27 protein-coding genes, 2 tRNA genes and 1 riboswitch are annotated in these 24,256 nt (G+C 32.0%); of the genes, 26 read left to right on the plus strand and 3 right to left on the minus strand.

Annotation, left to right across the window (positions count from 1 at the left end; translation table 11 throughout):
- Window positions 1-32 precede the first annotated feature (32 nt).
- From LQ694_RS15625 to yidC, 5 genes are all read left to right on the plus strand, one after another.
- Window positions 33-875 carry a LysM peptidoglycan-binding domain-containing protein gene (locus tag LQ694_RS15625; RefSeq protein ID WP_096792041.1) on the plus strand — a complete coding sequence of 281 codons (843 nt, stop codon included), beginning with the start codon at window positions 33-35 and terminating at the stop codon, window positions 873-875.
- Window positions 876-1,000: 125 nt separating this feature from the next.
- A riboswitch (TPP riboswitch) is annotated at window positions 1,001-1,099 on the plus strand.
- 97 nt (window positions 1,100-1,196) lie between these two features.
- Window positions 1,197-2,009: a bifunctional hydroxymethylpyrimidine kinase/phosphomethylpyrimidine kinase gene (thiD, locus tag LQ694_RS05080; protein ID WP_058612375.1), complete on the plus strand. Its 813-nt coding sequence runs from the start codon at window positions 1,197-1,199 to the stop codon at window positions 2,007-2,009.
- On the plus strand, window positions 2,002-2,793 hold the full coding sequence (gene thiM, locus LQ694_RS05085; RefSeq protein WP_058612374.1) for a hydroxyethylthiazole kinase: 792 nt from the start codon (window positions 2,002-2,004) through the stop codon (window positions 2,791-2,793). The genes thiD and thiM overlap by 8 nt, the downstream gene beginning before the upstream one ends.
- Window positions 2,794-3,435 (plus strand): thiamine phosphate synthase, encoded by a 642-nt coding sequence (gene thiE / locus LQ694_RS05090; RefSeq protein WP_070373319.1) that lies wholly within the window; start codon window positions 2,794-2,796, stop codon window positions 3,433-3,435.
- 81 nt (window positions 3,436-3,516) lie between these two features.
- Window positions 3,517-4,386 (plus strand): membrane protein insertase YidC, encoded by an 870-nt coding sequence (yidC, locus tag LQ694_RS05095; RefSeq protein WP_048540893.1) that lies wholly within the window; start codon window positions 3,517-3,519, stop codon window positions 4,384-4,386.
- Window positions 4,387-4,414: 28 nt separating this feature from the next.
- On the opposite strand, the gene LQ694_RS05100 is transcribed toward yidC, so the two are convergent.
- Window positions 4,415-5,080 (minus strand): HD domain-containing protein, encoded by a 666-nt coding sequence (locus tag LQ694_RS05100; RefSeq protein ID WP_070373318.1) that lies wholly within the window; start codon window positions 5,078-5,080, stop codon window positions 4,415-4,417.
- Window positions 5,081-5,141: 61 nt separating this feature from the next.
- Window positions 5,142-6,623, minus strand: a complete 1,482-nt coding sequence (gene cls / locus LQ694_RS05105) for a cardiolipin synthase (RefSeq protein ID WP_058612371.1) — start codon at window positions 6,621-6,623, stop codon at window positions 5,142-5,144.
- A gap of 152 nt (window positions 6,624-6,775) precedes the next feature.
- On the opposite strand from cls, the gene LQ694_RS05110 reads away from it, so the two are divergent.
- Window positions 6,776-6,979, plus strand: coding sequence for a copper ion binding protein (locus tag LQ694_RS05110; protein WP_218697253.1), 204 nt, complete (start codon window positions 6,776-6,778; stop codon window positions 6,977-6,979).
- 141 nt (window positions 6,980-7,120) lie between these two features.
- Window positions 7,121-7,255 carry an Lmo0850 family protein gene (locus LQ694_RS05115; RefSeq protein ID WP_224658879.1) on the plus strand — a complete coding sequence of 45 codons (135 nt, stop codon included), beginning with the start codon at window positions 7,121-7,123 and terminating at the stop codon, window positions 7,253-7,255.
- A 47-nt stretch (window positions 7,256-7,302) separates the two neighbouring features.
- On the opposite strand, the gene LQ694_RS05120 is transcribed toward LQ694_RS05115, so the two are convergent.
- Window positions 7,303-8,502: an FtsW/RodA/SpoVE family cell cycle protein gene (locus tag LQ694_RS05120; RefSeq protein ID WP_065381657.1), complete on the minus strand. Its 1,200-nt coding sequence runs from the start codon at window positions 8,500-8,502 to the stop codon at window positions 7,303-7,305.
- 180 nt (window positions 8,503-8,682) lie between these two features.
- On the opposite strand from LQ694_RS05120, the gene LQ694_RS05125 reads away from it, so the two are divergent.
- From LQ694_RS05125 to LQ694_RS05215, 19 genes are all read left to right on the plus strand, one after another.
- Window positions 8,683-9,756, plus strand: a complete 1,074-nt coding sequence (locus tag LQ694_RS05125) for a D-alanine--D-alanine ligase (protein ID WP_096792043.1) — start codon at window positions 8,683-8,685, stop codon at window positions 9,754-9,756.
- A gap of 11 nt (window positions 9,757-9,767) precedes the next feature.
- A complete protein-coding gene (locus LQ694_RS05130; RefSeq protein ID WP_058612367.1) occupies window positions 9,768-11,117 on the plus strand; it encodes a UDP-N-acetylmuramoyl-tripeptide--D-alanyl-D-alanine ligase in 1,350 nt (449 codons plus the stop codon).
- Window positions 11,114-11,794, plus strand: coding sequence for an alpha/beta hydrolase (locus LQ694_RS05135; RefSeq protein ID WP_218697255.1), 681 nt, complete (start codon window positions 11,114-11,116; stop codon window positions 11,792-11,794). The genes LQ694_RS05130 and LQ694_RS05135 overlap by 4 nt, the downstream gene beginning before the upstream one ends.
- Before the next feature lie 173 nt (window positions 11,795-11,967).
- Entirely contained in the window at window positions 11,968-13,497 is a 1,530-nt protein-coding gene (cshA, locus tag LQ694_RS05140) for a degradosome RNA helicase CshA (RefSeq protein ID WP_058612365.1), read from the plus strand.
- Between the two features lie 90 nt (window positions 13,498-13,587).
- On the plus strand, window positions 13,588-14,067 hold the full coding sequence (locus LQ694_RS05145) for a PH domain-containing protein (RefSeq protein ID WP_058612364.1): 480 nt from the start codon (window positions 13,588-13,590) through the stop codon (window positions 14,065-14,067).
- Complete coding sequence (locus LQ694_RS05150; protein ID WP_058612363.1) at window positions 14,057-15,577, plus strand: PH domain-containing protein; 1,521 nt, start codon at window positions 14,057-14,059, stop codon at window positions 15,575-15,577. The genes LQ694_RS05145 and LQ694_RS05150 overlap by 11 nt, the downstream gene beginning before the upstream one ends.
- A complete protein-coding gene (locus LQ694_RS05155; RefSeq protein ID WP_218697259.1) occupies window positions 15,567-16,031 on the plus strand; it encodes a PH domain-containing protein in 465 nt (154 codons plus the stop codon). The genes LQ694_RS05150 and LQ694_RS05155 overlap by 11 nt, the downstream gene beginning before the upstream one ends.
- A gap of 31 nt (window positions 16,032-16,062) precedes the next feature.
- Window positions 16,063-16,425 (plus strand): holo-ACP synthase, encoded by a 363-nt coding sequence (acpS, locus tag LQ694_RS05160; protein ID WP_058591084.1) that lies wholly within the window; start codon window positions 16,063-16,065, stop codon window positions 16,423-16,425.
- 47 nt (window positions 16,426-16,472) lie between these two features.
- Window positions 16,473-17,621 carry an alanine racemase gene (alr, locus tag LQ694_RS05165; RefSeq protein ID WP_096792044.1) on the plus strand — a complete coding sequence of 383 codons (1,149 nt, stop codon included), beginning with the start codon at window positions 16,473-16,475 and terminating at the stop codon, window positions 17,619-17,621.
- Window positions 17,622-17,705: 84 nt separating this feature from the next.
- A complete protein-coding gene (mazE, locus tag LQ694_RS05170) occupies window positions 17,706-17,873 on the plus strand; it encodes a type II toxin-antitoxin system antitoxin MazE (protein ID WP_025904510.1) in 168 nt (55 codons plus the stop codon).
- Window positions 17,874-18,245, plus strand: a complete 372-nt coding sequence (locus LQ694_RS05175; protein ID WP_239771831.1) for a type II toxin-antitoxin system PemK/MazF family toxin — start codon at window positions 17,874-17,876, stop codon at window positions 18,243-18,245. It abuts the gene before it with no gap.
- A 96-nt stretch (window positions 18,246-18,341) separates the two neighbouring features.
- Complete coding sequence (locus LQ694_RS05180; protein WP_048540866.1) at window positions 18,342-19,346, plus strand: PP2C family protein-serine/threonine phosphatase; 1,005 nt, start codon at window positions 18,342-18,344, stop codon at window positions 19,344-19,346.
- A 104-nt stretch (window positions 19,347-19,450) separates the two neighbouring features.
- Window positions 19,451-19,774, plus strand: a complete 324-nt coding sequence (locus LQ694_RS05185) for an anti-sigma factor antagonist (RefSeq protein ID WP_025904513.1) — start codon at window positions 19,451-19,453, stop codon at window positions 19,772-19,774.
- A 4-nt stretch (window positions 19,775-19,778) separates the two neighbouring features.
- The gene (gene rsbW, locus LQ694_RS05190) at window positions 19,779-20,255 is read left to right on the plus strand and encodes an anti-sigma B factor RsbW (RefSeq protein WP_025904514.1); all 477 of its coding nucleotides are present in this window, start codon (window positions 19,779-19,781) and stop codon (window positions 20,253-20,255) included.
- Window positions 20,230-21,000 (plus strand): RNA polymerase sigma factor SigB, encoded by a 771-nt coding sequence (gene sigB / locus LQ694_RS05195; protein WP_037589755.1) that lies wholly within the window; start codon window positions 20,230-20,232, stop codon window positions 20,998-21,000. The genes rsbW and sigB overlap by 26 nt, the downstream gene beginning before the upstream one ends.
- Before the next feature lie 115 nt (window positions 21,001-21,115).
- A complete protein-coding gene (locus LQ694_RS05200) occupies window positions 21,116-23,269 on the plus strand; it encodes a Tex family protein (RefSeq protein ID WP_196968412.1) in 2,154 nt (717 codons plus the stop codon).
- Window positions 23,259-23,705 (plus strand): SprT family protein, encoded by a 447-nt coding sequence (locus LQ694_RS05205; RefSeq protein WP_096792047.1) that lies wholly within the window; start codon window positions 23,259-23,261, stop codon window positions 23,703-23,705. Before LQ694_RS05200 ends, LQ694_RS05205 begins: the two co-directional genes overlap by 11 nt.
- 266 nt (window positions 23,706-23,971) lie before the next feature.
- Window positions 23,972-24,057, plus strand: a tRNA-Leu gene (locus LQ694_RS05210).
- Between the two features lie 23 nt (window positions 24,058-24,080).
- Window positions 24,081-24,154, plus strand: a tRNA-Gly gene (locus LQ694_RS05215).
- The last annotated feature ends 102 nt before the right edge of the window (window positions 24,155-24,256 follow it).

Below are 24,256 nucleotides of genomic sequence, written 5' to 3' on the forward strand. Positions count from 1 at the left end.
AGTGAAAACCTTACAGGAGGAAACATTCAATCATGAAAAAATTATTAGCAGTTTCAACTGCGGCAGTTGCAGTTACTACAGGGGTAACAGCTACAGCCGATGCAGCAACACATACAGTAAAATCTGGTGATACTTTAGGTAGTATTTCACAACAATACGGTACTTCAGTAAGTGCTATCAAAGCAGAAAATGGTTTAAAATCTAACTTAATCTTCCCTAACCAAGTAATCAAGGTTAACGAGAAAAGTTCAGAATCAACTACAGAATACACTGTAGTATCAGGAGATACTTTAGGTAAAATTGCATCTAAATACGATGTAACTGTATCTCAATTAAAAGCATGGAACAACTTATCTTCAGATCTAATCATTGTTGGACAAACTTTATCATTACAAGCTCCAGCTCAATCAGCTGAGCCAGCTAAAGCGCCTGTAGCACAACAAGCGCCAGTTCAACAAACACAAGAACAAGTTGCAGCTCCAGCTCAACAACAAAGCTACCAAGCGCCTGTTCAATCATACAAAGCGCCAGCTCAACAAACATATAAAGCGCCAGCTCAACAATCATACCAAGCACCAGCTCAAAAAGTTAGAACTACTCAAACTTCAACAGCTAGCACTGGTGGATCTACTAAAGCTCAATTCTTAGCTGCTGGTGGTTCAGAAGCTATGTGGAATGCGATTGTATTACCAGAATCAAGTGGTAATCCAAATGCAGTAAGTCCAAATGGTTACCAAGGTCTTGGTCAAACTAAAGAATCTTGGGGTACTGGATCAGTATCTACACAAACTAAAGGTATGTTAAACTACGCTAAAAGTCGTTACGGTTCAGAATCAGCTGCTATTGCTTTCCGTCAAGCTAACGGATGGTGGTAAGCCATACACTTTAATCTAAAGTGGTTATAAATTAATTAATCCAATCGTCTAGGAAATATCCTAGGCGATTTTTTAATTTGACCACAATACGTCTATTTGATAATCTTAAGTAAACTGAATATATGAGTGACTGCTAGGGGCGCCATTTGGCTGAGATGAATTAATTCAGTCCCTTAACACCTGATTTGGATAATGCCAACGTAGGAAAGTGGTCGATGAACGTTTTTACAACTATTAATTGACCTCTTTCTTATGAAAGAGGTCATTTTTTATGAAGTTATGAATAATAGAATTATAAATATAAATTTGAGGTGGATTACAATGAAAAAACCGAATATAGCATTAACAATTGCTGGAACGGACCCAAGTGGTGGAGCGGGTATTATGGCGGACTTAAAATCATTTCATGCATCAGGCGTTTATGGAATGGCAGTTGCTACAAGTATCGTTTCACAAAATAGTTTAGGTGTACAAGATGTTTACCATTTACCTGTTGAAGTTATTGAAAGCCAATTAAAAAGTGTTTTTGATGACGAGGTACCACATGCTATTAAAACAGGCATGATTGCATCAGAAGAAATGATGCAAACGATTAAACCATTTATTGAACAATCAGGTAAGCCATATGTTATTGACCCAGTAATGGTTGCTAAAAGTGGTGATGCGCTAATGGATGATGAAGGGAAAGGGAAACTTAAAGAAATATTACTACCATTAGCTACAGTTGTTACACCTAATATTCCAGAAGCAGAAGATATTACTGGATTTAAAATTCAAACTGAAGAAGAAATTAATAAAGCTGGTGCATTTTTCTTAAATGAAATTGGATCTAAAGGTGTTGTTATAAAAGGTGGACATCTGGAAGGTGATGCAATCGACTATTTATTTACTGAGAATGGCGTGAAAAGCTGGAAAAGTGAAAGATTTAGTACGAAACATACACATGGAACAGGTTGTACATTTAGTGCAGTGATAACAGCAGAGTTAGCTAAAGGTCATTCAATTGAGGAAGCGGTAGAAGTAGCTAAACGATTTATTACGTTAGCTATTCAATATACACCTGAAATAGGCAAAGGTAGAGGTCCAGTAAACCACTTTGCATACCAAAAGATAGAGGGATTAGATTATGAGTAAATTAACAAATATTAGAGAAAATAGTCCATTAATCGTTTGTTATACAAATGATGTCGTTAAAAACTTTACAGCTAATGGTTTAATTTCATTAGGTGCAAGTCCTGCAATGAGTGAAGAACCTGAAGAAGCAGAAGAATTCTCAAAAGCAGCTGGCGCATTTCTTCTTAATATAGGGACGATTACGACTGATAAAGCCTATGATATGAAGAAATATGCTGAAATTATGCATGGAAATGGTGTTCCAGTAGTTCTTGATCCAGTTGCAGTTGGTGCATCACAATTAAGAAAGACTTTTTGTACGACATTATTAAATGATGAAGTTGTCGATATTATTAGAGGTAATGCATCAGAAATTTTAGCACTTATTGAGGAAGACACAATTATGAAAGGTACGGATAGTGATGCTACGCTTGATGCTATTAAAATTGCGAAAAAAGCGCATCAACAATTAAAATTACCAATTATCATAACTGGAAAAGTCGATGTCATCGCGTGTAATAATAAAATCATCGAATTGCACAATGGTAGTGAGATGTTAACAAAAGTGACTGGTGGAGGTTGTTTATTAGGTGGCGTAATAGCTGCATTCTTATCTCATGAAAAAACAATTACTATTGATGTATTAGAAGAAGCATTATCAACATACAATATCGCAAGTGAGTTGGCATATCAACAACCTGGTGCACATTTACCTGGTACATTCCAATTTTCGTTTATAGATCAACTTAATGTAATAACTGAAGAACTTGTTAATGAGAAAAAGATCGTGAAAGAAGTGAAATAAATGTTTGATCCAAAAACTTTGAAAGTATATTTTATAGCAGGTAGTCAAGATATTGCTGATGGTAATCTTATAAGTGTTGTTGAAGAAGCTTTAAAAGCAGGCATCACGATGTTTCAATTTCGTGAAAAAGGTGAGAAGAGTAAAAAAGGATCAGAAAAAGAAGCACTTGCGCAATCATTATTTGAGTTGTGTAAACAATATCAAGTTCCATTTATCGTCAATGATGATGTAGATTTAGCAATTAAATTAAATGCAGATGGTATTCATGTTGGACAAGATGACCGAAATGTATCTGAGTTTAAAGATAAGTTTAAAGATAAAATAATTGGTTTGAGTGTTGCAAATAAAATTGAATATGATCACTCTGAAATATCTGAAGTCGATTATATTGGAACGGGACCTATACATTCTACAAATTCTAAAGCTGATGCAGGAGAAGAAGGTGGATATCAACTGATTGAGAAGATGAGAAAAATCAATAAAGATATTCCTATCGTTGCAATCGGTGGCATAACTGAAGTTGATGTGCAACCGCTCATTAAAGCGGGCGCAAATGGCGTAAGTGTTATTTCTGCTATAACGAAAAGTCAAAATATTGAACAAACTGTGAAGGGCTTTCATAAACAGTATAAAAATATTTGATAAAATTAATATATTGATTTATGTTGTCGCTATTCTATGATAGAATGAGTTTTATGTGAGTATATCAATAGAGGTGGAAAAATGAAGAAAAAAGCTTTATGGCCATTATTATTTGGTGTAATGGTTGTGCTAGCTGGTTGTGATTATTCTAAACCTGAGAATAGGGATGGATTCTTTTATAATACATTCGTAAAACCGATGGATAGTGTTATTCATTGGCTTGGTACAAACTTGAATCACGATTATGGTCTAGCTATTATCGTTATAACATTAATTGTTCGTTTTGCGTTATTCCCATTTATGATGAAGACGTATAAGAATCAAAAGTTAATGCGTGAAAAAATGAAACTTGCTAAACCTGAAATGGAAGCAATTCAAGAAAAAGTTAAACGTGCTCGTACTCAAGAAGAAAAAATGGCAGCCAATCAAGAAATGATGGCATTATACAAAAAACATGGTATTAATCCAATGAACATGGGTTGTTTACCAATCGTTATACAAATGCCAATCGTCATGGGATTATTCTATGTATTAAAATATCCTACTGAAGGCGGAATTACAGAATATCCGAATTTCTTATGGTTTAATTTAACTGAACCTGATTTAATTATTACAATCATTGCAGGTATCATTTATGCATTACAAGCATTTGTTTCTATGAAGTATGCGAATGTTCCAGATGAACAGAAAAATATGATGAGGATGATGATGTTTATCTCTCCAATTATGATTATTTGGATGTCATACATTTCAGCATCTGCATTAGGTTTATACTGGGCAGTCGGTGGTGCATTCTTAGTTGTTCAAACATGGTTAGGTAACGTCTTCTATAACAACAAAGTAGAAGAAGAAATGAAACCAATCATTGAAGCACATGAGAAAAATCAACAAGAAGCTAACAAAGAGAAGAAACCAGCTAAACTCGTATCTAATAAGAAGAAAAAGAAATAAAATGAAAAAAACAAACTAATCATCGTGATTAGTTTGTTTTTTTAGTTACATCCCATTCTTTATAAAATTGTTTTAAAAAGTTTTCCATAAATTGATGGCGTTCTTCAGCGATTTGTTTGCCTCGTTTAGTATTCATTAAATCTTTTAATAATAATAATTTCTCGTAAAAATGATTAATTGCTGTATTCGGTTCATCATGATATTGATCCTCTTGTAAATCGTTTAAATTACGCGGTTGTTGAGTGGAGATATGCATAGGTTCTTTAAAATGACCAGCATATTGAAATGTTCTAGCTATTCCTATAGCGCCAATTGCATCAATTCGATCTGCATCTTGGACGATCTTTCCTGCTAAGCTTGTAAGTTTACCTTCATTTTTACCGCCATTATAACTAACATACTTTAGAATATGGATAATCTCTGTTTGAATCGGTTCGCTTATCTCCGTGTCTTTCATCCATTGATAAAGTTGTTGCCAAGCTGTGTCACCATCTTTAAATAATTTCTTATCGACAGCATCGTGTAGTAAACTTGCTAATTCAACTACAAATAAATCCACTTCCTCAAATTGCGCAATATCTAGAGCATGATGTCTAACTCTTAAAATATGCTCAAAGTCATGACCAGTCGTATCGTTTTTGTGTAATGTGCTAACATATGATTCTGCTTCGTTTATAATCTGTTCTTTATTCATATCTTTCTCCTTAAAAAAACAGGTAGAAAAGTTTCAATCGTCTCTTCTACCCGCTGAGTATTTACAATAATGGTGATAGCAATCTTGCTATACCTTCTTTTAATTTAATCCACGTGCTTCTGTTTTCATATCTTTCAACTGTTAATAATGAGGAATGCGTCATATCATTCTCATAAGCTAAGCGTGAATTTTTAGCGATTTCATCGTCGTAAATAAAGGCATTAACTTCGAAGTTTAAAACAAAGCTTCTATTATCCATGTTTGCTGTACCAATACTTACAACTTCATCGTCTATGGCTACCATCTTCGTGTGTATAAAGCCTTTTTCATAAATATGAACATTGACGCCAGCTTTTATTAATTCGCCGACATTGGCAAATGTTGCCCAATAAACAAATGGGTGATCGGGCTTATTAGGAATCATTACATTTACATCTACTCCTGAAAGGGCAGCAATCTTAATGGCGTCTAAAAATGATAAATCTGGAATGAAATAAGGTGTTTGTATGTAAATATGTTTTTTAGCTTCTGATATCATTTTTAAATAACCATATTTAATTTGTTCCCATTCTTCATCAGGACCACTTGATGCAATTTGAATACCAACTTTTCCACCAGACTCAACATCAGGGAAGTATTTAGATTCATAGCGCATCTTGTCACGCGTAGATTGAGAGTTCCAGTCCAACATAAACCTAAGCTGTAACGCATTGACTGAGTCACCTTCTAATCTTAAGTGCGTATCTCGCCAATAACCAAATTTTTTATCTAAACCTAAATATTCATCTCCGACATTAAAGCCACCTACGTAACCAACTTTTCCATCAATAACAACAATCTTTCTATGGTTACGGTTGTTCATTCTAAAGTTAATGAGTGGGAGTTTAGAAGGGAAGAAACTTGCAACTTCTCCACCTTGTGCTCTAAATTTCTTGAATGAAGATAAATTTAATTTACGAGATCCCATGTCGTCATATAACATTTTAACTTCTAAACCTTCTTGAAGTTTCTTTTCAAGTTCAAATAAAATCTTTTTACCTAAGTTATCCTTCTTAAAGATATAATATTGAATATGGATATATGACTCAGCTTTTCTAATATCTTCAATAAGTGCATCGAATTTATCATGTCCATCTGTAAACATTTCAACTTTGTTATCAGTTGTTAAGAAGGCTGAGTTATTGTAAAGCAACATATGAATAAGATGCTTATAATTAGATATCTCAGGCTTATCAATTTCGAAATTATTTTCATCAATTGCTTTGATTTGCTCATTAATGATGTGTTCAAGACCTATTTTATCTTGTTCATCTAAGTTGAAAATACTCTTTCTTTGAATTTGTCTCCCGAATAGTAGGTAAAGTATAAATCCTAATATTGGAACAAATAAAAGCACTAACAACCAAGCCCAAATCGCACCAGCTTCTCTTGGTTCTAAGAATATGATAATAAATCCAAACACAACATTCAGAATAAATGCTGTAATAAGTAGCACTGATACTATGATGGAAAAATCAAATGAAAAATATGAGAAGTAGTTCATACCAATGCCTCCGTTTCTTTATCTTTAAACTAGTATAATACATTTAAATTAAAATTGAAAAGGTTGTATTTGACCCTTCTAAAACATATGCATATAATGATTATGAAAAGGCATCAATTAAAATATCATTTAAATATATAGGAGTGTTATAAATGAAAGAACAAATTATTAATGTTGAAGGTATGTCTTGTGGGCATTGCAAACAAGCAGTTGAGGAATCAGTTGGTCAATTAATCGGTGTTAAAGAAGTTTTCGCTAGTCCTGATGATAATCAAGTACGTGTCATTTATGAAGATCCTGCTAGTATCGATAATATCGAAAATGCTATTTTCGATGCTGGATATGAAGTTGTTTAAGAAATCATTCATATAATTATTATAAAAAAATAACAAATTAAACAAAAAAATAACAATATAGGCCGAATGAACTATAGTCAAACTACTTAATTTAGAGTAGAATGAACTTAAGGTAATTAAATTGAATAAGAGGTGGTACCCATGAATCAACCTAAGTCAAAGGTAAAGAATGTGGTCAAACTTTTATCATCATTAGGCGTAAACATAACAGAAACTAAGTCACGAATAGAAATAATGCGTAGTTTGCCGAATGTCGCAACTAACAAGTTGAAATAAATAGGTGAACTAAAAAACCGCATCCTCGATTTGAGGATGCGGTTTTTTTATATGTCGGCTTTTTGACCAGATTCTGTGAATTTATCTTTTTCGTGGTAATAGATGGATAGTAATATACCGACACCTGCCATTAATGACCATAAAGCTGATCCACCATAACTTATAAATGGTAATGGGATACCCGTGATAGGTAGCAGTTGAATTGTCATACCGATATTTTGTACAACGTGGAATAGTACGAATGATAAATATCCGATTATAAATACAACATTAAACGGATGACTTGTCGTAGTAGCCATTCTAATTAAGTGTATGAATAAAGCTAAGAAAATAATTAGTACTGCCATAGTTCCGATAAATCCAAATTCTTCACCAATGATTGAAAATATAAAATCGGTATGGTTCTCAGGAATATAAACTTCACCGTTATTTAAGCCTTTACCAAATATTTGACCAGAACCAATTGCTTTTAAAGATTCTGTTAAATGGTATCCATCACCTGAGCTATATGCATATGGATCTAGCCAAGAATTGATACGTCCTAATTGATACGTCTTAATACCCGAAACTTTCTCAATCACACTTGGTTTAAAAATCATTAATAAAATGATACTTGAACCAAGTCCGAATAAGGCGATGAATGCTGGTGCGAGTATTCTCCATGTTACGCCAGAAACAACAACGATACCAAGTATAATCGCAATTAATACAAGTGTTGTTCCTAAATCATTTTGCAAAAGTATTAATAACATTGGTACTAAAGAAGTTAAACCAATTTTTAGTAATAAATTAAAGTCTCTTGATAATGATTTATTGTAAGTAAATCTATTATGTTGATAGATAACATTAGCTAGCGCAATAATTAAAATGATTTTCATAAACTCAGATGGTTGGATACTGATAGGTCCTAGTCTATACCAACTTTTAGCACCATTAATAATAGGTGTAAAGCTAGATTCAGGCAGGATTAATAGTCCAACTAACGATAAGTTTCCAATTATGTATATAATCCAAACATATTTTCTTAGTGTCTTTGGAGATATGAACATTAAGGCAATGGCTAAAATAAAACCAAGCACATAGTACAAGACTTGTTTAAGTAAAAAGTTTGTTTCATATTGTCCGCCAGACATTGCAGAATTGATTATTAAACAACTCGTTCCAAATAGGATAAGAATAATCGTGATTAATCGCCAATCTATTCTTTCTAGAAACGATTTATTTAATGTACGAGTAGAAGTTTCCATTAAAAGACTCCTTTAATTAACACTAAATTTCATAATTTTCATTATAACTTGATTGTACATAAAGTGATACAATTTTGCTATTCAGAAAAGCGTTATTTTTAAAATAGTCATGTTGATACGTGCAACAATAGCTAAAAACATGATAAAATATAGGCTAATAATCTACTTGGAGGCTTATATATGTCTAAAAAAAATATTTGCATTATATATGGTGGGAAAAGTGCAGAGCACGATGTATCAATTTTAACGGCTCAAAATGTGATCAATGCAGTTGATCTATCTAAATACATAATTGATATCATTTATATTACAAATGATGGGAATTGGATTAAAAGAGACCAATCTATTGATGGAAAAATCGAAGATGTTGAACAATTAAAATTAACAAGTGAAACATTAACACCAATATCTAAATTATTAGAAGCGAGTAATGATGGAAACGCATATAGTGCAGTATTTCCTTTATTACACGGCCCTAACGGAGAAGACGGTACAATTCAAGGCTTATTTGAAGTATTGGATATTCCTTATGTTGGTAATGGTGTGCTTGCAGCATCAAGTTCAATGGATAAATTAGTTATGAAACATTTATTCGCTCACAGAGGATTACCTCAATTACCATATGTAAGTTTCTTAAAGAGTGAATACGAGAAATATGAACATAATATAGTGGAGCTTATTCAAAATAAACTTGAATATCCTGTTTTCGTTAAACCAGCAAATTTAGGATCAAGTGTTGGTATTAGTAAATGTACTAATAAAGAAGAATTAATTTCTGGTATTGAAGAAGCATTTCAATTTGACCGTAAACTTGTTATCGAACAAGGTGTTGATGCAAGAGAAATTGAAGTAGCTGTATTAGGTAATGATTATCCAGAAACAACTTTACCAGGTGAAGTTGTTAAAGATGTACAATTTTATGATTATAAATCTAAATATAAAGATGGCAAAGTTAAACTTCAAATACCTGCTGATGTAGATGAAGAAATAGCAACAACTTTAAGAAATATGGCTATTGAAGCTTTTAAAGCAACAGATTGTTCTGGATTAGTAAGAGCAGACTTCTTCTTAACAGAAGACAATACAATTTATATTAATGAAACAAATGCAATGCCAGGATTTACACAATATAGCATGTATCCATTATTATGGGAGAACATGAACTTAAGCTATACAGAACTTATAACTAAGTTAATTGAACTTGCTATTGAACGATACGATAACAAGAAGAATATCAAATATAAAATTGACTGAGGGTAAATAGAATGAATATTAATTTACGTAAAATAAAAGAATGGATTGATTGTGACATTCAAGGTGAATATCTTGATGTCGTTGTTCAAGGTACATGTATAGACTCAAGAAAAATTGCTGAATCAAATTTGTTTATACCATTTAAAGGTGAAAATGTAGATGGTCATAAATTTGTACGTCAAACACTTGATGATGGTGCAGGTGCATCATTTTGGCAAAAAGATGTTCCGAATCCGCCAGAAGGACCCATTATTTTTGTTGATAATACATTAGCAGCATTACAAAATTTAGCTAAAGCATATTTAAAATATGTAAACCCTAAAGTTGTTGCGATTACCGGTTCAAATGGGAAAACGACAACTAAAGATATGGTTGAATGTGTATTGAATAAATCATTTAAAGTTAAGAAAACACAAGGAAATTATAATAATGAGATTGGTTGCCCATTGACGATACTAGACTTAGATGAAGATACTGAAGTATCCATTCTAGAAATGGGTATGAGTGGATTTGGTGAAATTAGTGAATTAACTCATTTAGCAGAACCTGATGTTGCGATTATCACGAATATTGGTGAGTCTCATATGCAAGATTTAGGTTCTAGAGAAGGTATTGCAAAAGCCAAATTTGAAATTACAGAAGGTCTTAAAGAGAATGGACTATTTATTTACGATGGAGATGAGCCATTACTTAAACCTTTCGTATCTAAATTGCAACATGACAAACTATCTGTAGGGATAGCGAATGATAATGATGTCATCATCAAAACGAATCAATCATCAAGTCACGGTATAAACTTTCATTTGAATAATAGTCATTTCATTTATCATTTAAATATATTAGGTGAACACAATGTTAAAAATGCAACATATGCAATACAAGTTGCTAAACATTTAGGTGTAACGGAAGACGTTATTCAAAGTTCATTAGATGATCTTGTATTAACCGATATGCGTATGCAAAGAATTGAAACTGAACAATATGGTTTACTCATTAATGATGCATATAATGCAAGTCCAACGAGTATGAAAGCAGCAATAGATACACTGCATAATATGGAACAAACGGATAAGACACTTATTCTTGCGGATGTATTAGAATTAGGCGAAATGAGTAAAGAGATGCATGAGCAAGTTGGCTATTATTTAGAACATAAAGCTATACAAACGTTAATTACATATGGTGAAGAAGCGGCTCATATATCAAATATTGCGAAAGCATATATAACTGAAACTTATCACTTTGAGGATAAAGAAGAAATCACAGACTATTTAAAAAATCAATTAAATGAAGACTCTATCACTTTGTTTAAAGGTTCTAGAGGTATGTCACTCGAAACGATTATTAACGCACTTACATGAAAGTAGGTATCTTGTTTTTACATGGTTATACAGGTGGTCGTTATGAGTTATTACCATTAATTGAATATTTGAGTAGTCGCTATGATTTTATACTTGAAGCACCGGAATACCCAGGACATGGCTTGAATTTATTGATTAAAGATACAAATGAAGATATGTGGTTTGAAAGAGCGAAACAATCATATGAGACATTAAGGAAGAAATCAGATAAAGTCATTGTTATAGGATTTTCAATGGGTGGCATTATTGCAGGTTTGTTAGCTAAAATTAAACAACCTGATCAATTAGTGTTAATTGCCCCAGCTTTTGAAAATATCAATATACAATACTTGGTGAAATCACCATATATATTTATCAATAATATGAGATATGCAGATTTGAAAATTCTTGATTTCATGGTGAGACGCACAGTCAAAATAAACTATAAATCATTTGTAGCTTTTAAAAAATTACAGCAAAGTGCACTTTATGTTCCAGAACAAATATCAGCTAAAACATTAATCATTCACGGCACTATAGATGGTCTTGTTCCAATTGAAAAATCTAGAACATTAGTGAAGAGAATTAAGCATGCACGTTTAGTTGAAATTGATAAAGGACCGCATGAAATTTGTTTATCAAAAGTTAATTATAAAGTTTTTTATGAAGTTGAAAAATTTATATTTAAAAATAAATAAAGAAGTAAAACTGTACTAAATCCCTTTTTAGTGCAGTTTTTTTGTGTTTTTGTTTATGAAAATTAAATGTAAACGACGATTTAATCGCATTGCGCTATTGGTAAAAGGGTGGTAGTATATAGAAGTTGAATAAAAAAGACGAGAAGAATTAACTATATAAAAGGAGAATTATTTTGCAAAAATTTAAAGAATTAGGTATTTCTGAAGCTACCTTAAATGCTTTGGACAAAATGGGATTTACTGAACCAACACCAATACAAATCGAAAGTATTCCACATACATTAAAAGGTACGGACGTGCTAGGACAAGCACAAACTGGAACAGGAAAAACTGGTGCATTTGGTATTCCATTAATTGATAAAGTAGCAGATAAACAAGGTGTACAAGCATTGATTCTTGCACCAACACGTGAATTAGCAAACCAAGTGGCAGAGCAATTACGTAATTTCAGCAAAGGACAAAACGTAAGTGTCGTAACTGTATTCGGTGGTATGCCAATAGACAGACAAATCAAATCACTTAAAAAAGGTCCACAAATCGTAGTAGGTACACCAGGACGTGTGATTGACCACTTAAATAGAAGAACATTAAAAACAGAATCAATTTCTACATTGATCTTAGATGAAGCAGATGAAATGATGAACATGGGCTTTATAGATGATATGAGATTTATAATGTCTAAACTTCCATCTGAAAATCGTCAAACATTACTATTCTCAGCAACAATGCCAAAAGCTATTCAAGAATTAGTTCAAAAATTCATGAAGAGTCCACAAATCGTTAAAACAATGTCTAACGAATTGTCAGATCCACAAATTGATGAATTCTACACAATCGTTAAAGAATTAGAAAAATTCGAGACATTTACGAATTTATTAGACGTTCAAAATCCTGAATTAGCGATTGTATTCGGTCGTACGAAACGTCGTGTTGATGAATTAACAAGTGCGTTAATTACTAAAGGATATCGTGCTGAAGGTTTACACGGAGATATTACTCAAGCTAAACGTTTAGAAGTATTGAAAAAATTCAAAAATGATCAAATCGATATTTTAGTAGCTACAGATGTTGCAGCCCGTGGATTAGATATTTCTGGCGTAAGTCATGTTTATAATTTTGATATCCCTCAAGATACTGAAAGTTATACTCACCGTATTGGACGTACAGGTAGAGCAGGTAAACAAGGTGTTGCCGTTACATTTGTAAATCCAATTGAAATGGATTATATTCGTCAAATTGAAAAAGCTAATAAACGTCAAATGAGTGCTTTACGTCCTCCAACACCAGGTGAAGTTATGAAAGCTAAAGAATCAGATGTTAAAGCTAAAGTTAAAGGTTGGGTAGAAAGTCCAATCGAAGGTCGCATCGAAAAAATTGCTGAATCATTAATTAAAGAATATGGTGACCAAAAATTAGTTGCTGCATTATTACAAGAGTTAATCACTTCTAACAACGATGCAGAAGTTCAATTAACATTTGAAAAACCATTATCTAAAAAATCTAATCATAGAGGCAAACAAGGTAACCGTGGTGGTAACTCACGTGGTAAATCTAGAACTAGATTTGATGGTAAAAATAACAAACGTCGCGGAAATGATAAGAACAATCAATTTGACCGTAACAAAGGTAAAAACAATAAACCAAACAAACAACGTTCAAAAAAACAATTCTCAGGTAGAACATTTGCTGAGCATTCAAAATAAAAACTAAACAAGAAGTGTGTGTAATCTCTAAGGTTACGCACACTTTTTTTATGATATAATACACGTAAATTGAACGATAGAGGAGATTATATGTATAAACCAATACTCGAACACAAAATGCCAAAACAGTCTATAAAATATGAGTATGTAAATCATATTGTAAATGTCATAGTTATCTTAGTTTTGTACAGTGTATTTGTATTTTTATGGCATAAATATGATTGGTGGACATTTCTCATTTATATTGTGACACCGATTGCGCTGTTGATTATAGCGATAGGATTTATTAGTCCGATCATAAGACTTAGAAGAACATCGTTTGAAATTGGAGAACGGTATATTGAAGTGCAAAGTGGGCTTTATTATCAAAAACGATTTGTACAACCTTATGACAGAATCCAATATGTAACGATAAAGCACGGACCAATTTCAAGATTGTTTAATATTTATTTTGTCGTTGTTGTAACAGCAGGTAATTTAGAAGTGTTGCCAATGGTCAACCGAGAGATAGCTGACCAAACGAGATTAAATATCATGACTAAGGTTAAAGAGGTGACTGATGATGTTTGATCCTCAAAAATTACATCCAATATCTTATGTTAGTGGCTTTTTAGCCAGTCTAAAAGAAAATGTATTTCCATTAATAATAGCTGTGTTTATTGTCATAACACGTGGGCTAGATAATATTTGGGAACTTACATTTCCAATTGTTATTTTAGGTTTTTCACTTATAAGTAGTATTTTTAAAGCAATTAAGATTTACAATACACGTTATTGGATTGAGAATGATCAATTAATTATGACTTGGGGTGTCTTTTCAAAAAATCGTAAAGAGTTAAATATTGAAAGGATTCAGTCTGTTGATACTTCTCAAAATATTGTACATCAGTTGTTAGGTGGTGTGAGTTTAAGTATTAAAACACCAAGTGATGGTATAGAATTAGATACGATTACGAAGTCACAAAGTGATAGCCTTTCGAAATATTTAAAAGAAAGAAAATTTGCTATTAAAAATAAAGAGCAAAGCGAAGATGATTCAAGCGAGGAATATGGAACATCGTCTGATTCTGATCAACAAGATATTATTAATGAGAAAGAAGAAGTCGTGTTCTTTAGATTATCAACTAAAGATTTATTGAAAATGAGTTTTACAAGTGGTGGTATTTTAATTGTATTTGCGGCACTTGGCTCATTACTTGGATTTGTAACACAAATAATCGATATCGAAGATTATATTAGCCCACTAATTAATCAAGTTGTTAACTTAACATTTGTAATCATTTCAATTGTGCTTGTATTTATCATATTGAGTTATATTATTGGATCACTCATTGTATTTATTAAAAATTATAAATATCAATTAACATTTGATGAGGAACTTTTAACTGTTAAATATGGTTTGTTAACTGTTCAAAAGCGTACCGTTCCAATCAGAAGAATACAAGCGTTAAAAGAAGAAGAATCTATATTTAGAAGAGTGATCGGATACACAAAAATATCAGCGATTATTACTTCAGATGGACATTTTGAAAATGGAGAAGATACTGATGTAGGTACTGTGACAATCTTGCCATTTATGAAGAAAAAAGAAGCTTATCAATTGCTTGAAGACATTATTCCACAGTTTCAGTTTCATTCAGTAAAGAAAGGATTACCTAAACAAGGTATTCGTAGAAGAGTGTTGATCCCGACAATAATTTTATTATTAATTGTGGTTCCTATCCAAATATATTTATGGTCTTATACTTGGATTATAGGATTAGTGATATTCGTGGTTATGCTATTTTACGCAAGTATTATTACGTTGAAATCTGGATATAAAATTTATGACGACTCAATTGTCATATTGAATGCAACACCGTTTGAATATACAACAATTTGGGCGAATAGAAATAAGATTTTAACTTTTGAATTACATGAAAATCCAATTATTAAACGTAAAGATATTGCACATTTCTCAATTCAAATAGCATATGGAAATGGTATGTTGTCTAAAGGATTAAGATTTATCAATAAACAAGATACGTTAAATATTTATAAATGGTATAAAGATAAAGGAGGTCACATAGATGCTTCCTAGATATAGAATGGATAAAAAAGGAATGGTAGTTGAACGTATTGAATCGCTCATTACAATTTCAATACTTATCATCATATTAATCGTTATGGCAGTTATTTTTAATCTATGGTGGACGACAGCTTCAAAATGGTTTCTTCTTATTCCAGTAGCGCTTATCGTAGTAATAGCTATATATGGTTTAATCATCCAGCCTTATTATATGTATCGAAATTTCAGATATGAAATAAATGACGATGAAATAAACATTAAATCAGGTATTTTTATGATTAGAGAGACAACGATACCTATGGGTAGAATTCAAAATGTTGATTTATATGAAGGATTCATAATGAGAAAGTATAACCTGGCTAATATTACGTTGTCTACAGCTGGAGGAAATCGTATGATTCAATATTTAAATAAAGATAAGGCAAACCGTATTAAACACGCGATACAAAATAGAATTGAAAAATGATTTTTAATCAGTGAAAATGAAGGTGTTAACGATGATTCAAGGTGTCGGCATAGATTTAGTCGAAATAGAACGTATACAAGATTGGTATACGAAACGACCAGAAATGGTCAATAAAATTTTAACAAAAGATGAATTAAATATTTTTAACAAAATTAAATTAGAATCGAGAAAAATCGAATTCATTTCCGGAAGATTTGCTGTGAAGGAAGCATTTAGCAAAGCTATGGGTACAGGGATCGGTAAAAAGTACGGTTTTCACTCGATTAATTGTTTACCAGATGAAAATGGGAAACCAGAAATCATTTGTGAAGGCTATCGTGTTCATCCTTCCATTACACACACGAAACATTATGCAGAAGCCATTGTGATTATAGAAAATATTAAGCAAGATTGATTTCTATATGATAAAATACAAATATTATAAGAGGAGGTGCCTTGCTGTTGTCCGAAAAATATTATAGGCCAACTTATATCAACGTCGATTTAAAGGCAATACTAGAAAATTATCAAGCAGTAGGAAGACTTCATCCAAATAAGAAAATTATGGCAGTCGTTAAAGCAAATGGGTACGGATTAGGAAGTGTACCAATTGCAACATATTTAATGAATGAAGGTGTAGACTTCTTTGCAGTTGCCACATTAGATGAAGCAATTGAATTAAGAATGCATGGAATTAAAGCCAAAATATTAGTACTCGGCGTTATTAATACTAAAGATATTAATAAAGCTGTTCAACATAGAGTTGCATTAACCGTTCCATCAGAACAATGGTTAGATGATGCAATAGAATCAATAGATGATGATTCTGATAAACCTTTATGGATGCACGTAAAAATAGATACAGGCATGGGTAGAATTGGATTGAAGGATATTGAAACTTACCAACATGTCGTTCATAAAATAGATCAGCATGAACGCCTTATATTTGAAGGTGTGTATACGCACTTTGCTTCTGCAGATGAACCAAATGATTTCTCTAAAAAGCAATATGAATTATTTGAAGAATTTGTAGAGTCTTCTCAAACACCTGAATATATACATGCTCAAAATTCAGCAGGAGCCTTAAGATATGATGCGTCCATTTGCACAGCTGTTAGATTTGGTATTTCATTATATGGATATTATCCATCAAAATATATTCAAGAAATTTCTAATTTAAAATTAAAACCTTCTGCACAATTAATAACGGAAGTCGTTCAAACAAAGTATATAGAACCAGGCGAAACAGTGAGTTATGGTGCAACATTTACTGCTGATGAACGTATTAAAGTGGCTACATTACCAATAGGTTATGCAGATGGTTACTTAAGAAAGATGCAAGATACGCTCGTGAATGTAAATGGTGTGAATTGTCCTGTCATAGGTAGAGTATGTATGGATCAAACAATGATTAAAGTGCCAGATGATGTTCAAACAGGTGACAAAGTCATTCTCATGGATAATGATGTTGATTCGGAACAATCAGCAGAAAAAATTGCTGAAGCACAAGATACCATTAATTATGAAGTACTTTGTAACTTGAAAAAGAGATTACCACGTATCTATCATGATGGTGAAAATGTTGAAATTACGAACGAATTATTAAAATAGCATAGTCAATTAGAGTTACATTTGTTATGATATTAATAACTTAATCAACAAAATTTACATTTATTTTATCTGGAGGTATTTGTTATGACATCTTTAACGCAAAATCGTACACAAAGTTTAGAACAAACACTGAAAGAAGGCTATCGTTCAATGGCCGATTTAAATCTCTCCCTTGCATCTGAAGCATACTATTGTGAATGTGAAGCTTGTGATTCAAATGAATCGCATATAGCCTCTCAGCAAGGTGAATAAATGAGAAGAGGAGATGTATATCTCACAGATCTTTCACCAGTTACAGGTTCTGAACAAGGGGGGACAAGACCAGTCGTTATTATCCAGAATGATACAGGTAATCGATACAGCCCGACTGTGATTGTTGCAGCAATTACTGGTAAGATAAATAAAGCCAAAATTCCCACTCATGTAGAAATTGAGGCAGCGAAATATAAATTAGACAGAGATTCCGTAATTTTGCTTGAACAAATCAGGACAATTGATAAAAAACGCTTAAAAGAAAAATTAACATATTTATCTGATGCAAAGATGAAAGAGGTTGATATCGCTATTGCCATCAGCCTCAATCTAACTTTGCAACAAAAATTTGATACATTAGGTAATACATAATGAAATAGTTTTAAAAGAATCAATATTACTTTAAAACGTCTTCCGCTTTAGGATTAACCTAAAGCTTTTTTAGTATATTTGAAACGAGGTGACTTCGTGTCAGAACAAAAGAAACAACAGTATCTTCAATTATTACTTGATTATGTTCAAACAAATGATGATGAAATTTTATCATCATGCCAAACATTTTCAACTGAAGCCATAGAAGATAATGTTTCACCAGAGGAGATAGTACAATTACATGTAAATATTATGGATCAGGAACAAGACTTGACTAAAGAACAAATCATTCGTTCATTTGATGTTCTTTTAGAAGTCATGATAGGTTATGGCTTTACATACCGTGATTATAAGAAGTTATTAAATAAGATTAAAATTCATGATAAAGAAATGGAAGTTGCGTCTAGTTTGCAACAAACGATGCTAAAGCCTCAAATCCCTCAATTTGATAGTATTCAAATTGGGGCAATTTCTGTTCCAGCACAAAAAGTGAGTGGAGATTATTTTAATTTAATTGATCATAATGACGGAACTATGAGTTTTGCAGTAGCAGATGTTATCGGTAAAGGGATACCTGCAGCATTAGCGATGAGTATGATTAAATTTGGCATGGATTCATACGGCCATTCGCAATTGCCGAGTGACGGTTTAAAACGTTTGAATCGAGTTGTGGAAAAGAACGTTAATCAAAATATGTTTGTGACAATGTTCTATGGACTATATGAAGAAATTAATAACATGCTTTATTATAGTTCTGCAGGACATGAGCCTGGATACATATATAGAAGTCAGACTGGAGAATTTGAAGAAATGTCTGAACGAGGTATTGTGCTCGGCGTTAATAAACATACACGTTATAAACAAAGTGAAATAAAAATAGAATTACAAGATATGATTATCGTCTTTACTGATGGTGTCACGGAATTACGTAATCAACAAAATGAATTTATCAAAACGACAGATTTATTAAGTATGATTGATGAATACAAACAACTTCATCCGCAAGACATCGTTCAAATTTTATATGAAGAACTTGTCAAACTACAGAATCCAAATAAAAGAGATGATTTAACGATATTAATTGTTAAACGTGTTAAATAGTTGTAAGGTAAAAATATTTAAGATGTGTTAAATAAGATTAAATATTTTAAAAACGGGTAAAAATAAATGATGAAAGTCTAATAAATTTAGGGGTGTAACAAGGAATGAATCTTAACATTGAAACTACAGAACATGAAAATTACTATGAAATTAAAGTTGGCGGAGAATTGGATGTGTACACTGCGCCTCAACTTCAAGACGTATTACAACCGATTAGACAAAAAGGAACGCATGATATACATGTTAATTTGGAGAATGTAAGTTATATGGATTCTACTGGTTTAGGTTTATTTGTTGGCACATTAAAATCACTCAATGAACATGATAAATCACTATATGTGCTTGGTGTATCTGATAGAATTGAGAGATTATTTGATATTACGGGTCTTAAAGAATTAATGCATGTCAACAAAGGAACGGAGGTATAACGTGATGACATCTAACTATGATTATATAGAGATGAGATTCCCAGCAGCTCCAGAATATGTTGGTCTAGTCAGATTGACATTATCTGGCGTGTTTAATAGAGCTGGTGCTTCATATGAAGATATTGAAGATTCAAAAATTGCAGTGTCAGAAGCGGTAACTAATGCAGTAAAACACGCATATAGTGATAAAGTTGAAGGCGAAATATTAATAGGTTATCTTGTGTTTGAAGATAAAATAGAAATCATTGTATCAGATTCAGGTAAAAGCTTTAATTATGAAGAAGCTAAAAAAGTGCTTGGACCATACCAAGAAAGTGATAATATCAATTTCTTGAGACAAGGTGGATTAGGACTATTTCTTATTGAATCATTAATGGATGAAGTAAGTGTCCAAAAAGATGCTGGTGTTACAATAAGTATGACAAAGTATTTATCTAAAGAGCAGGTGCAAACACATGACGGAAGAGTCCAAAGTTTATAATGAAGTTTCTCCAGAAGACATTAATGCTTGGATAGCAGATTACCAAGAAAATGATAATAGCGAAGCTCAAGAAAAGCTAGTATTACATTATCAAAAATTAGTAGAATCTTTAGCATATAAATATTCTAAAGGCCAAGCACATCATGAAGATCTTGTTCAAGTTGGTATGGTTGGTTTATTAGGTGCTATAAAAAGATTTGATGTTTCATTTGAAAGAAAGTTTGAAGCATTTTTAGTTCCAACTGTAATTGGTGAGATAAAGAGATATTTAAGAGATAAAACTTGGAGTGTACATGTACCTAGACGAATTAAAGAAATTGGCCCTAAAATAAAAAAGGCAAATGAAGAATTGACCAATGAATTAGGAAGGTCACCTAAAATTATTGAAATTGCAAATAGACTAGAAGTAACCGAAGAAGATGTTCTAGAAGCAATGGAAATGGGTCAAAGTTATAATGCCTTAAGTGTTGACCATTCTATCGAAGCGGATAAAGACGGATCTACCGTTACATTGCTAGATATTATGGGAGAATCAGAAGAAGGTTATGATTTAACTGAAAAAAGAATGATATTAGAAAAAATTCTGCCTATTTTAACGGATAGAGAAAGAGAAATAATTCAATACACCTTTATTACGGGCTTAAGTCAAAAAGAGACCGGAGAAAAAATAGGTCTCAGTCAAATGCATGTTTCAAGACTTCAAAGAACAGCAATAAAAAAATTAAAAGAAGCTGCAATGAAATAATTCATATATTAGGAGAGACAGAAATATTTGAAATGTTTCTGTCTCTTTTTAAAATCAAAAATGGTTATATTCTATTTATGTTAAAATAGAATATAACCATTTTTAGGAGGCAATTATGAATCAAGAACTAATAGAAATCATAAAGAAAAATCATCCTTATACAGAAAAACAAATTAAAACTGTACTAGAATTACTAGAAGATAAGAATACAGTGCCTTTTATAGCAAGATATAGAAAAGAATTAACTGGTGGACTTGATGAAGTTGAAATTAAACAAATTGAAAATGAATATACATATGCACTTAACTTGCATAATAGAAAAGAAGAAGTCATTAGATTAATTGATGAACAAGGTTTATTAACAGAAGACTTAAAGAATGATATTTTAAAACAAACTAAATTACAAAGAATAGAAGATTTATATCGACCATTTAAGAAAAAGAAAAAAACAAGAGCTACAGAAGCAAAACGTAAAGGGTTAGAACCTTTAGCTAAATGGATACTTGAAGGTACTTCTAATATTGATTTAGTAGAAGAAGCTTCTAAATATATTACTGAAGAAGTTACATCGCATGAAGATGCCATTAAAGGTGCACAAGATATTATAGCTGAAATGATTTCAGATGAGCCTAAATACCGTAAATACATTTTAAACAGTGTTGAAAGACAAGGTAAATTAGTGACTGAGAAGAAAAAGAAAGCTGAAGATGAGAAAAATATCTTTGAAATGTACTATACATATGAAGAACCGATTAAGAAAATAGTACCTCACAGAGTACTAGCAATTAACCGTGGAGAATCAGAAGGTATATTAAAAGTTGGATTTGAAATAGATACAGCGTCATTAGAAAGTTATTTAACGACTCAATTTGTTAAAAAAGAACATAAACATATTGAAGTGATTAAAGAAGCTATTCAAGATAGCTTGAAAAGATTAATCTTACCTTCTATTGAAAGAGAGATTAGAAGTGAATTAACACAAAAAGCTGAAGAACATGCAATAGAGATTTTCTCTGAGAATTTAAAAAACCTCTTATTACAAGCACCATTAAAAGGTAAAAAAATTCTAGGACTAGATCCAGCTTACAGAACGGGTTGTAAGTTAGCAGTTATTAATGAATATGGTTCATTTGTTGATAAAAATGTGATATATCCTCATCCACCAGTTTCTAAAACTGATCAAGCGGAAAAGATATTTGTAGATATGATAAAGAAACATGACATTGAATTAGTTGCGATTGGTAACGGAACAGCAAGTAGAGAATCAGAACAATTTGTAGCTGAAATGATTAAAAAGCATAACTTAACTTGCCAATTTGTTATCGTCAACGAGGCTGGTGCTTCAGTTTATTCAGCTTCAGATATTGCTAGAGAAGAATTTCCTGATTTTAAAGTTGAAGAGAGAAGTGCTGTATCTATAGGTAGACGCGTACAAGATCCATTAAGTGAACTTGTTAAAATAGATCCTAAATCAATCGGTGTTGGTCAATATCAACATGATGTAAATCAAAAAGCATTAAACGAAACTTTAAAATTCGTCGTGGAAACTGCCGTTAACCAAGTTGGTGTTGATGTGAATACAGCATCTCCATCGTTACTAAGTTATGTTTCTGGTCTTAGCAATACAGTTGCAAATAACATTATTAAATTTAGAGAAGAAAAAGGTGTTATTACACATCATTCAGAAATAGCTAAAGTTCCTAGATTAGGTAATAAAACATTTGAACAAAGTATTGGATTTTTAAGAATACTAGATGGAAGCGAACCACTTGATAAAACAGCTATTCACCCTGAAAGTTATGAAGGGGCTTATGCGCTGATTCAATATGTTGGTTTACAAAAAGAAGATATTGGTTCTGAAGTATTAAAAGAAAAACTGAATAAATTAGGTATACAAGATACAAGTGAAACATTAAATATAGGTATACCAACGCTAGAAGATATTATTGCTTCGTTAATAGCACCTTTAAGAGACCCAAGGGATGAATTTGAAACACCAATTTTAAAATCAGATGTTCTTTCTATGGAAGACTTGAAACCAAATATGGCTTTAAGTGGTACAGTACGAAATGTTGTAGACTTTGGTGCGTTCGTAGATATAGGTGTCAAACAAGATGGTCTTGTTCATATTTCTAAATTATCTAAAGGATATGTTAAGCATCCTATGAATGTTGTAAGTGTAGGAGATATAGTTGATGTTTGGGTATTAGATGTAAACCAAGAAAAACAAAAAGTATCATTAACTATGATAGACCCTAATGGACAATAAGGCACTTCAAGAACTTGTGTCTAATATATCAATGGAATATTTTAATAAGCCTTTTAAACACAATGCAGTATTTAACAAAAGGTTAAGAACAACTGGTGGAAGGTATTTATTAAATAGTCATGATATAGAAATTAATCCGAAACAATATGAACATTTTGGTGTTGAAGCACTTATAGATATTATTAAACATGAACTTTGTCATTATCATTTACATATAGAAGGTAAAGGATACCAGCATAAAGACAAAGCATTTAAAGATTTAAGTATCGAAGTAGGGGCACCACGATTTTGTAAAGCCGTTCAAAGTTATGAAGAACGTGCTAACTATTTATATCAATGTGGGCAATGTAAAACAGAATTCAAACGTATTAAACGTGTTAATACACGTAAATATAGATGTGGACGATGTGGTGGAAAGTTAAAAAATATAACATAAAGAATAATTGGGAAAGTACTACACTAAAAATATGCGAGTGTAGTACTTTTTATTTAAATTTTTAATGAAAAAGCATTGACGAAGTAATAGATCCGGCGTATTATAGTTAATGTTGCTTGAACGAAACGTAACAAATAATAAGACAAGTTATTCAATGTAAAATTACATTAAAAAGTTAATCATTTGTATTGACTTTGTAAACTTAATGTAATATACTTAATGACAGTCACTTAAATAACAAATTGATTGAGTACTGCAAACCATGCGCGGTCGTGGCGGAATGGCAGACGCGCTAGGTTGAGGGCCTAGTGGGAGAAATCCCGTGGAGGTTCAAGTCCTCTCGGCCGCACCATTCATCAATTTTAATATAGCTAAGCGGGTGTAGTTTAGTGGTAAAACCTCAGCCTTCCAAGCTGATGTTGTCGGTTCGATTCCGATCACCCGCTCCAAATTATTTTATAATGAACATTGAAAACTGAATGACAATATGTCAACGTTAATTCCAATAATTGAGTACTGAAAGTACTTCAGAGTGATTGGCTTAACCAATC

Origin of the sequence: Mammaliicoccus sp. P-M58, from assembly GCF_022386165.1 — a bacterium.
GTDB lineage: Bacteria > Bacillota > Bacilli > Staphylococcales > Staphylococcaceae > Mammaliicoccus > Mammaliicoccus sciuri.

Excerpts from the sequence above, each read along its gene's own strand:
- LQ694_RS05145 (WP_058612364.1), top strand. The coding sequence starts at position 13,588 with ATGTATAAACCAATACTCGAACACAAAATGCCAAAACAGTCTATAAAA.
- LQ694_RS15625 (WP_096792041.1), top strand. The coding sequence starts at position 33 with ATGAAAAAATTATTAGCAGTTTCAACTGCGGCAGTTGCAGTTACTACA.
- LQ694_RS05150 (WP_058612363.1), top strand. The coding sequence starts at position 14,057 with ATGATGTTTGATCCTCAAAAATTACATCCAATATCTTATGTTAGTGGC.
- sigB (WP_037589755.1), top strand. The coding sequence starts at position 20,230 with ATGACGGAAGAGTCCAAAGTTTATAATGAAGTTTCTCCAGAAGACATT.
- LQ694_RS05155 (WP_218697259.1), top strand. The coding sequence starts at position 15,567 with ATGCTTCCTAGATATAGAATGGATAAAAAAGGAATGGTAGTTGAACGT.
- thiE (WP_070373319.1), top strand. The coding sequence starts at position 2,794 with ATGTTTGATCCAAAAACTTTGAAAGTATATTTTATAGCAGGTAGTCAA.
- LQ694_RS05175 (WP_239771831.1), top strand. The coding sequence starts at position 17,874 with ATGAGAAGAGGAGATGTATATCTCACAGATCTTTCACCAGTTACAGGT.
- LQ694_RS05135 (WP_218697255.1), top strand. The coding sequence starts at position 11,114 with ATGAAAGTAGGTATCTTGTTTTTACATGGTTATACAGGTGGTCGTTAT.
- LQ694_RS05130 (WP_058612367.1), top strand. The coding sequence starts at position 9,768 with ATGAATATTAATTTACGTAAAATAAAAGAATGGATTGATTGTGACATT.
- thiM (WP_058612374.1), top strand. The coding sequence starts at position 2,002 with ATGAGTAAATTAACAAATATTAGAGAAAATAGTCCATTAATCGTTTGT.
- LQ694_RS05185 (WP_025904513.1), top strand. The coding sequence starts at position 19,451 with ATGAATCTTAACATTGAAACTACAGAACATGAAAATTACTATGAAATT.
- LQ694_RS05125 (WP_096792043.1), top strand. The coding sequence starts at position 8,683 with ATGTCTAAAAAAAATATTTGCATTATATATGGTGGGAAAAGTGCAGAG.
- yidC (WP_048540893.1), top strand. The coding sequence starts at position 3,517 with ATGAAGAAAAAAGCTTTATGGCCATTATTATTTGGTGTAATGGTTGTG.
- LQ694_RS05120 (WP_065381657.1), bottom strand. The coding sequence starts at position 8,502 with ATGGAAACTTCTACTCGTACATTAAATAAATCGTTTCTAGAAAGAATA.
- rsbW (WP_025904514.1), top strand. The coding sequence starts at position 19,779 with ATGACATCTAACTATGATTATATAGAGATGAGATTCCCAGCAGCTCCA.
- mazE (WP_025904510.1), top strand. The coding sequence starts at position 17,706 with ATGACATCTTTAACGCAAAATCGTACACAAAGTTTAGAACAAACACTG.
- cls (WP_058612371.1), bottom strand. The coding sequence starts at position 6,623 with ATGAACTACTTCTCATATTTTTCATTTGATTTTTCCATCATAGTATCA.
- LQ694_RS05115 (WP_224658879.1), top strand. The coding sequence starts at position 7,121 with ATGAATCAACCTAAGTCAAAGGTAAAGAATGTGGTCAAACTTTTATCA.
- LQ694_RS05100 (WP_070373318.1), bottom strand. The coding sequence starts at position 5,080 with ATGAATAAAGAACAGATTATAAACGAAGCAGAATCATATGTTAGCACA.
- thiD (WP_058612375.1), top strand. The coding sequence starts at position 1,197 with ATGAAAAAACCGAATATAGCATTAACAATTGCTGGAACGGACCCAAGT.
- LQ694_RS05205 (WP_096792047.1), top strand. The coding sequence starts at position 23,259 with ATGGACAATAAGGCACTTCAAGAACTTGTGTCTAATATATCAATGGAA.
- LQ694_RS05110 (WP_218697253.1), top strand. The coding sequence starts at position 6,776 with ATGAAAGAACAAATTATTAATGTTGAAGGTATGTCTTGTGGGCATTGC.
- acpS (WP_058591084.1), top strand. The coding sequence starts at position 16,063 with ATGATTCAAGGTGTCGGCATAGATTTAGTCGAAATAGAACGTATACAA.
- LQ694_RS05200 (WP_196968412.1), top strand. The coding sequence starts at position 21,116 with ATGAATCAAGAACTAATAGAAATCATAAAGAAAAATCATCCTTATACA.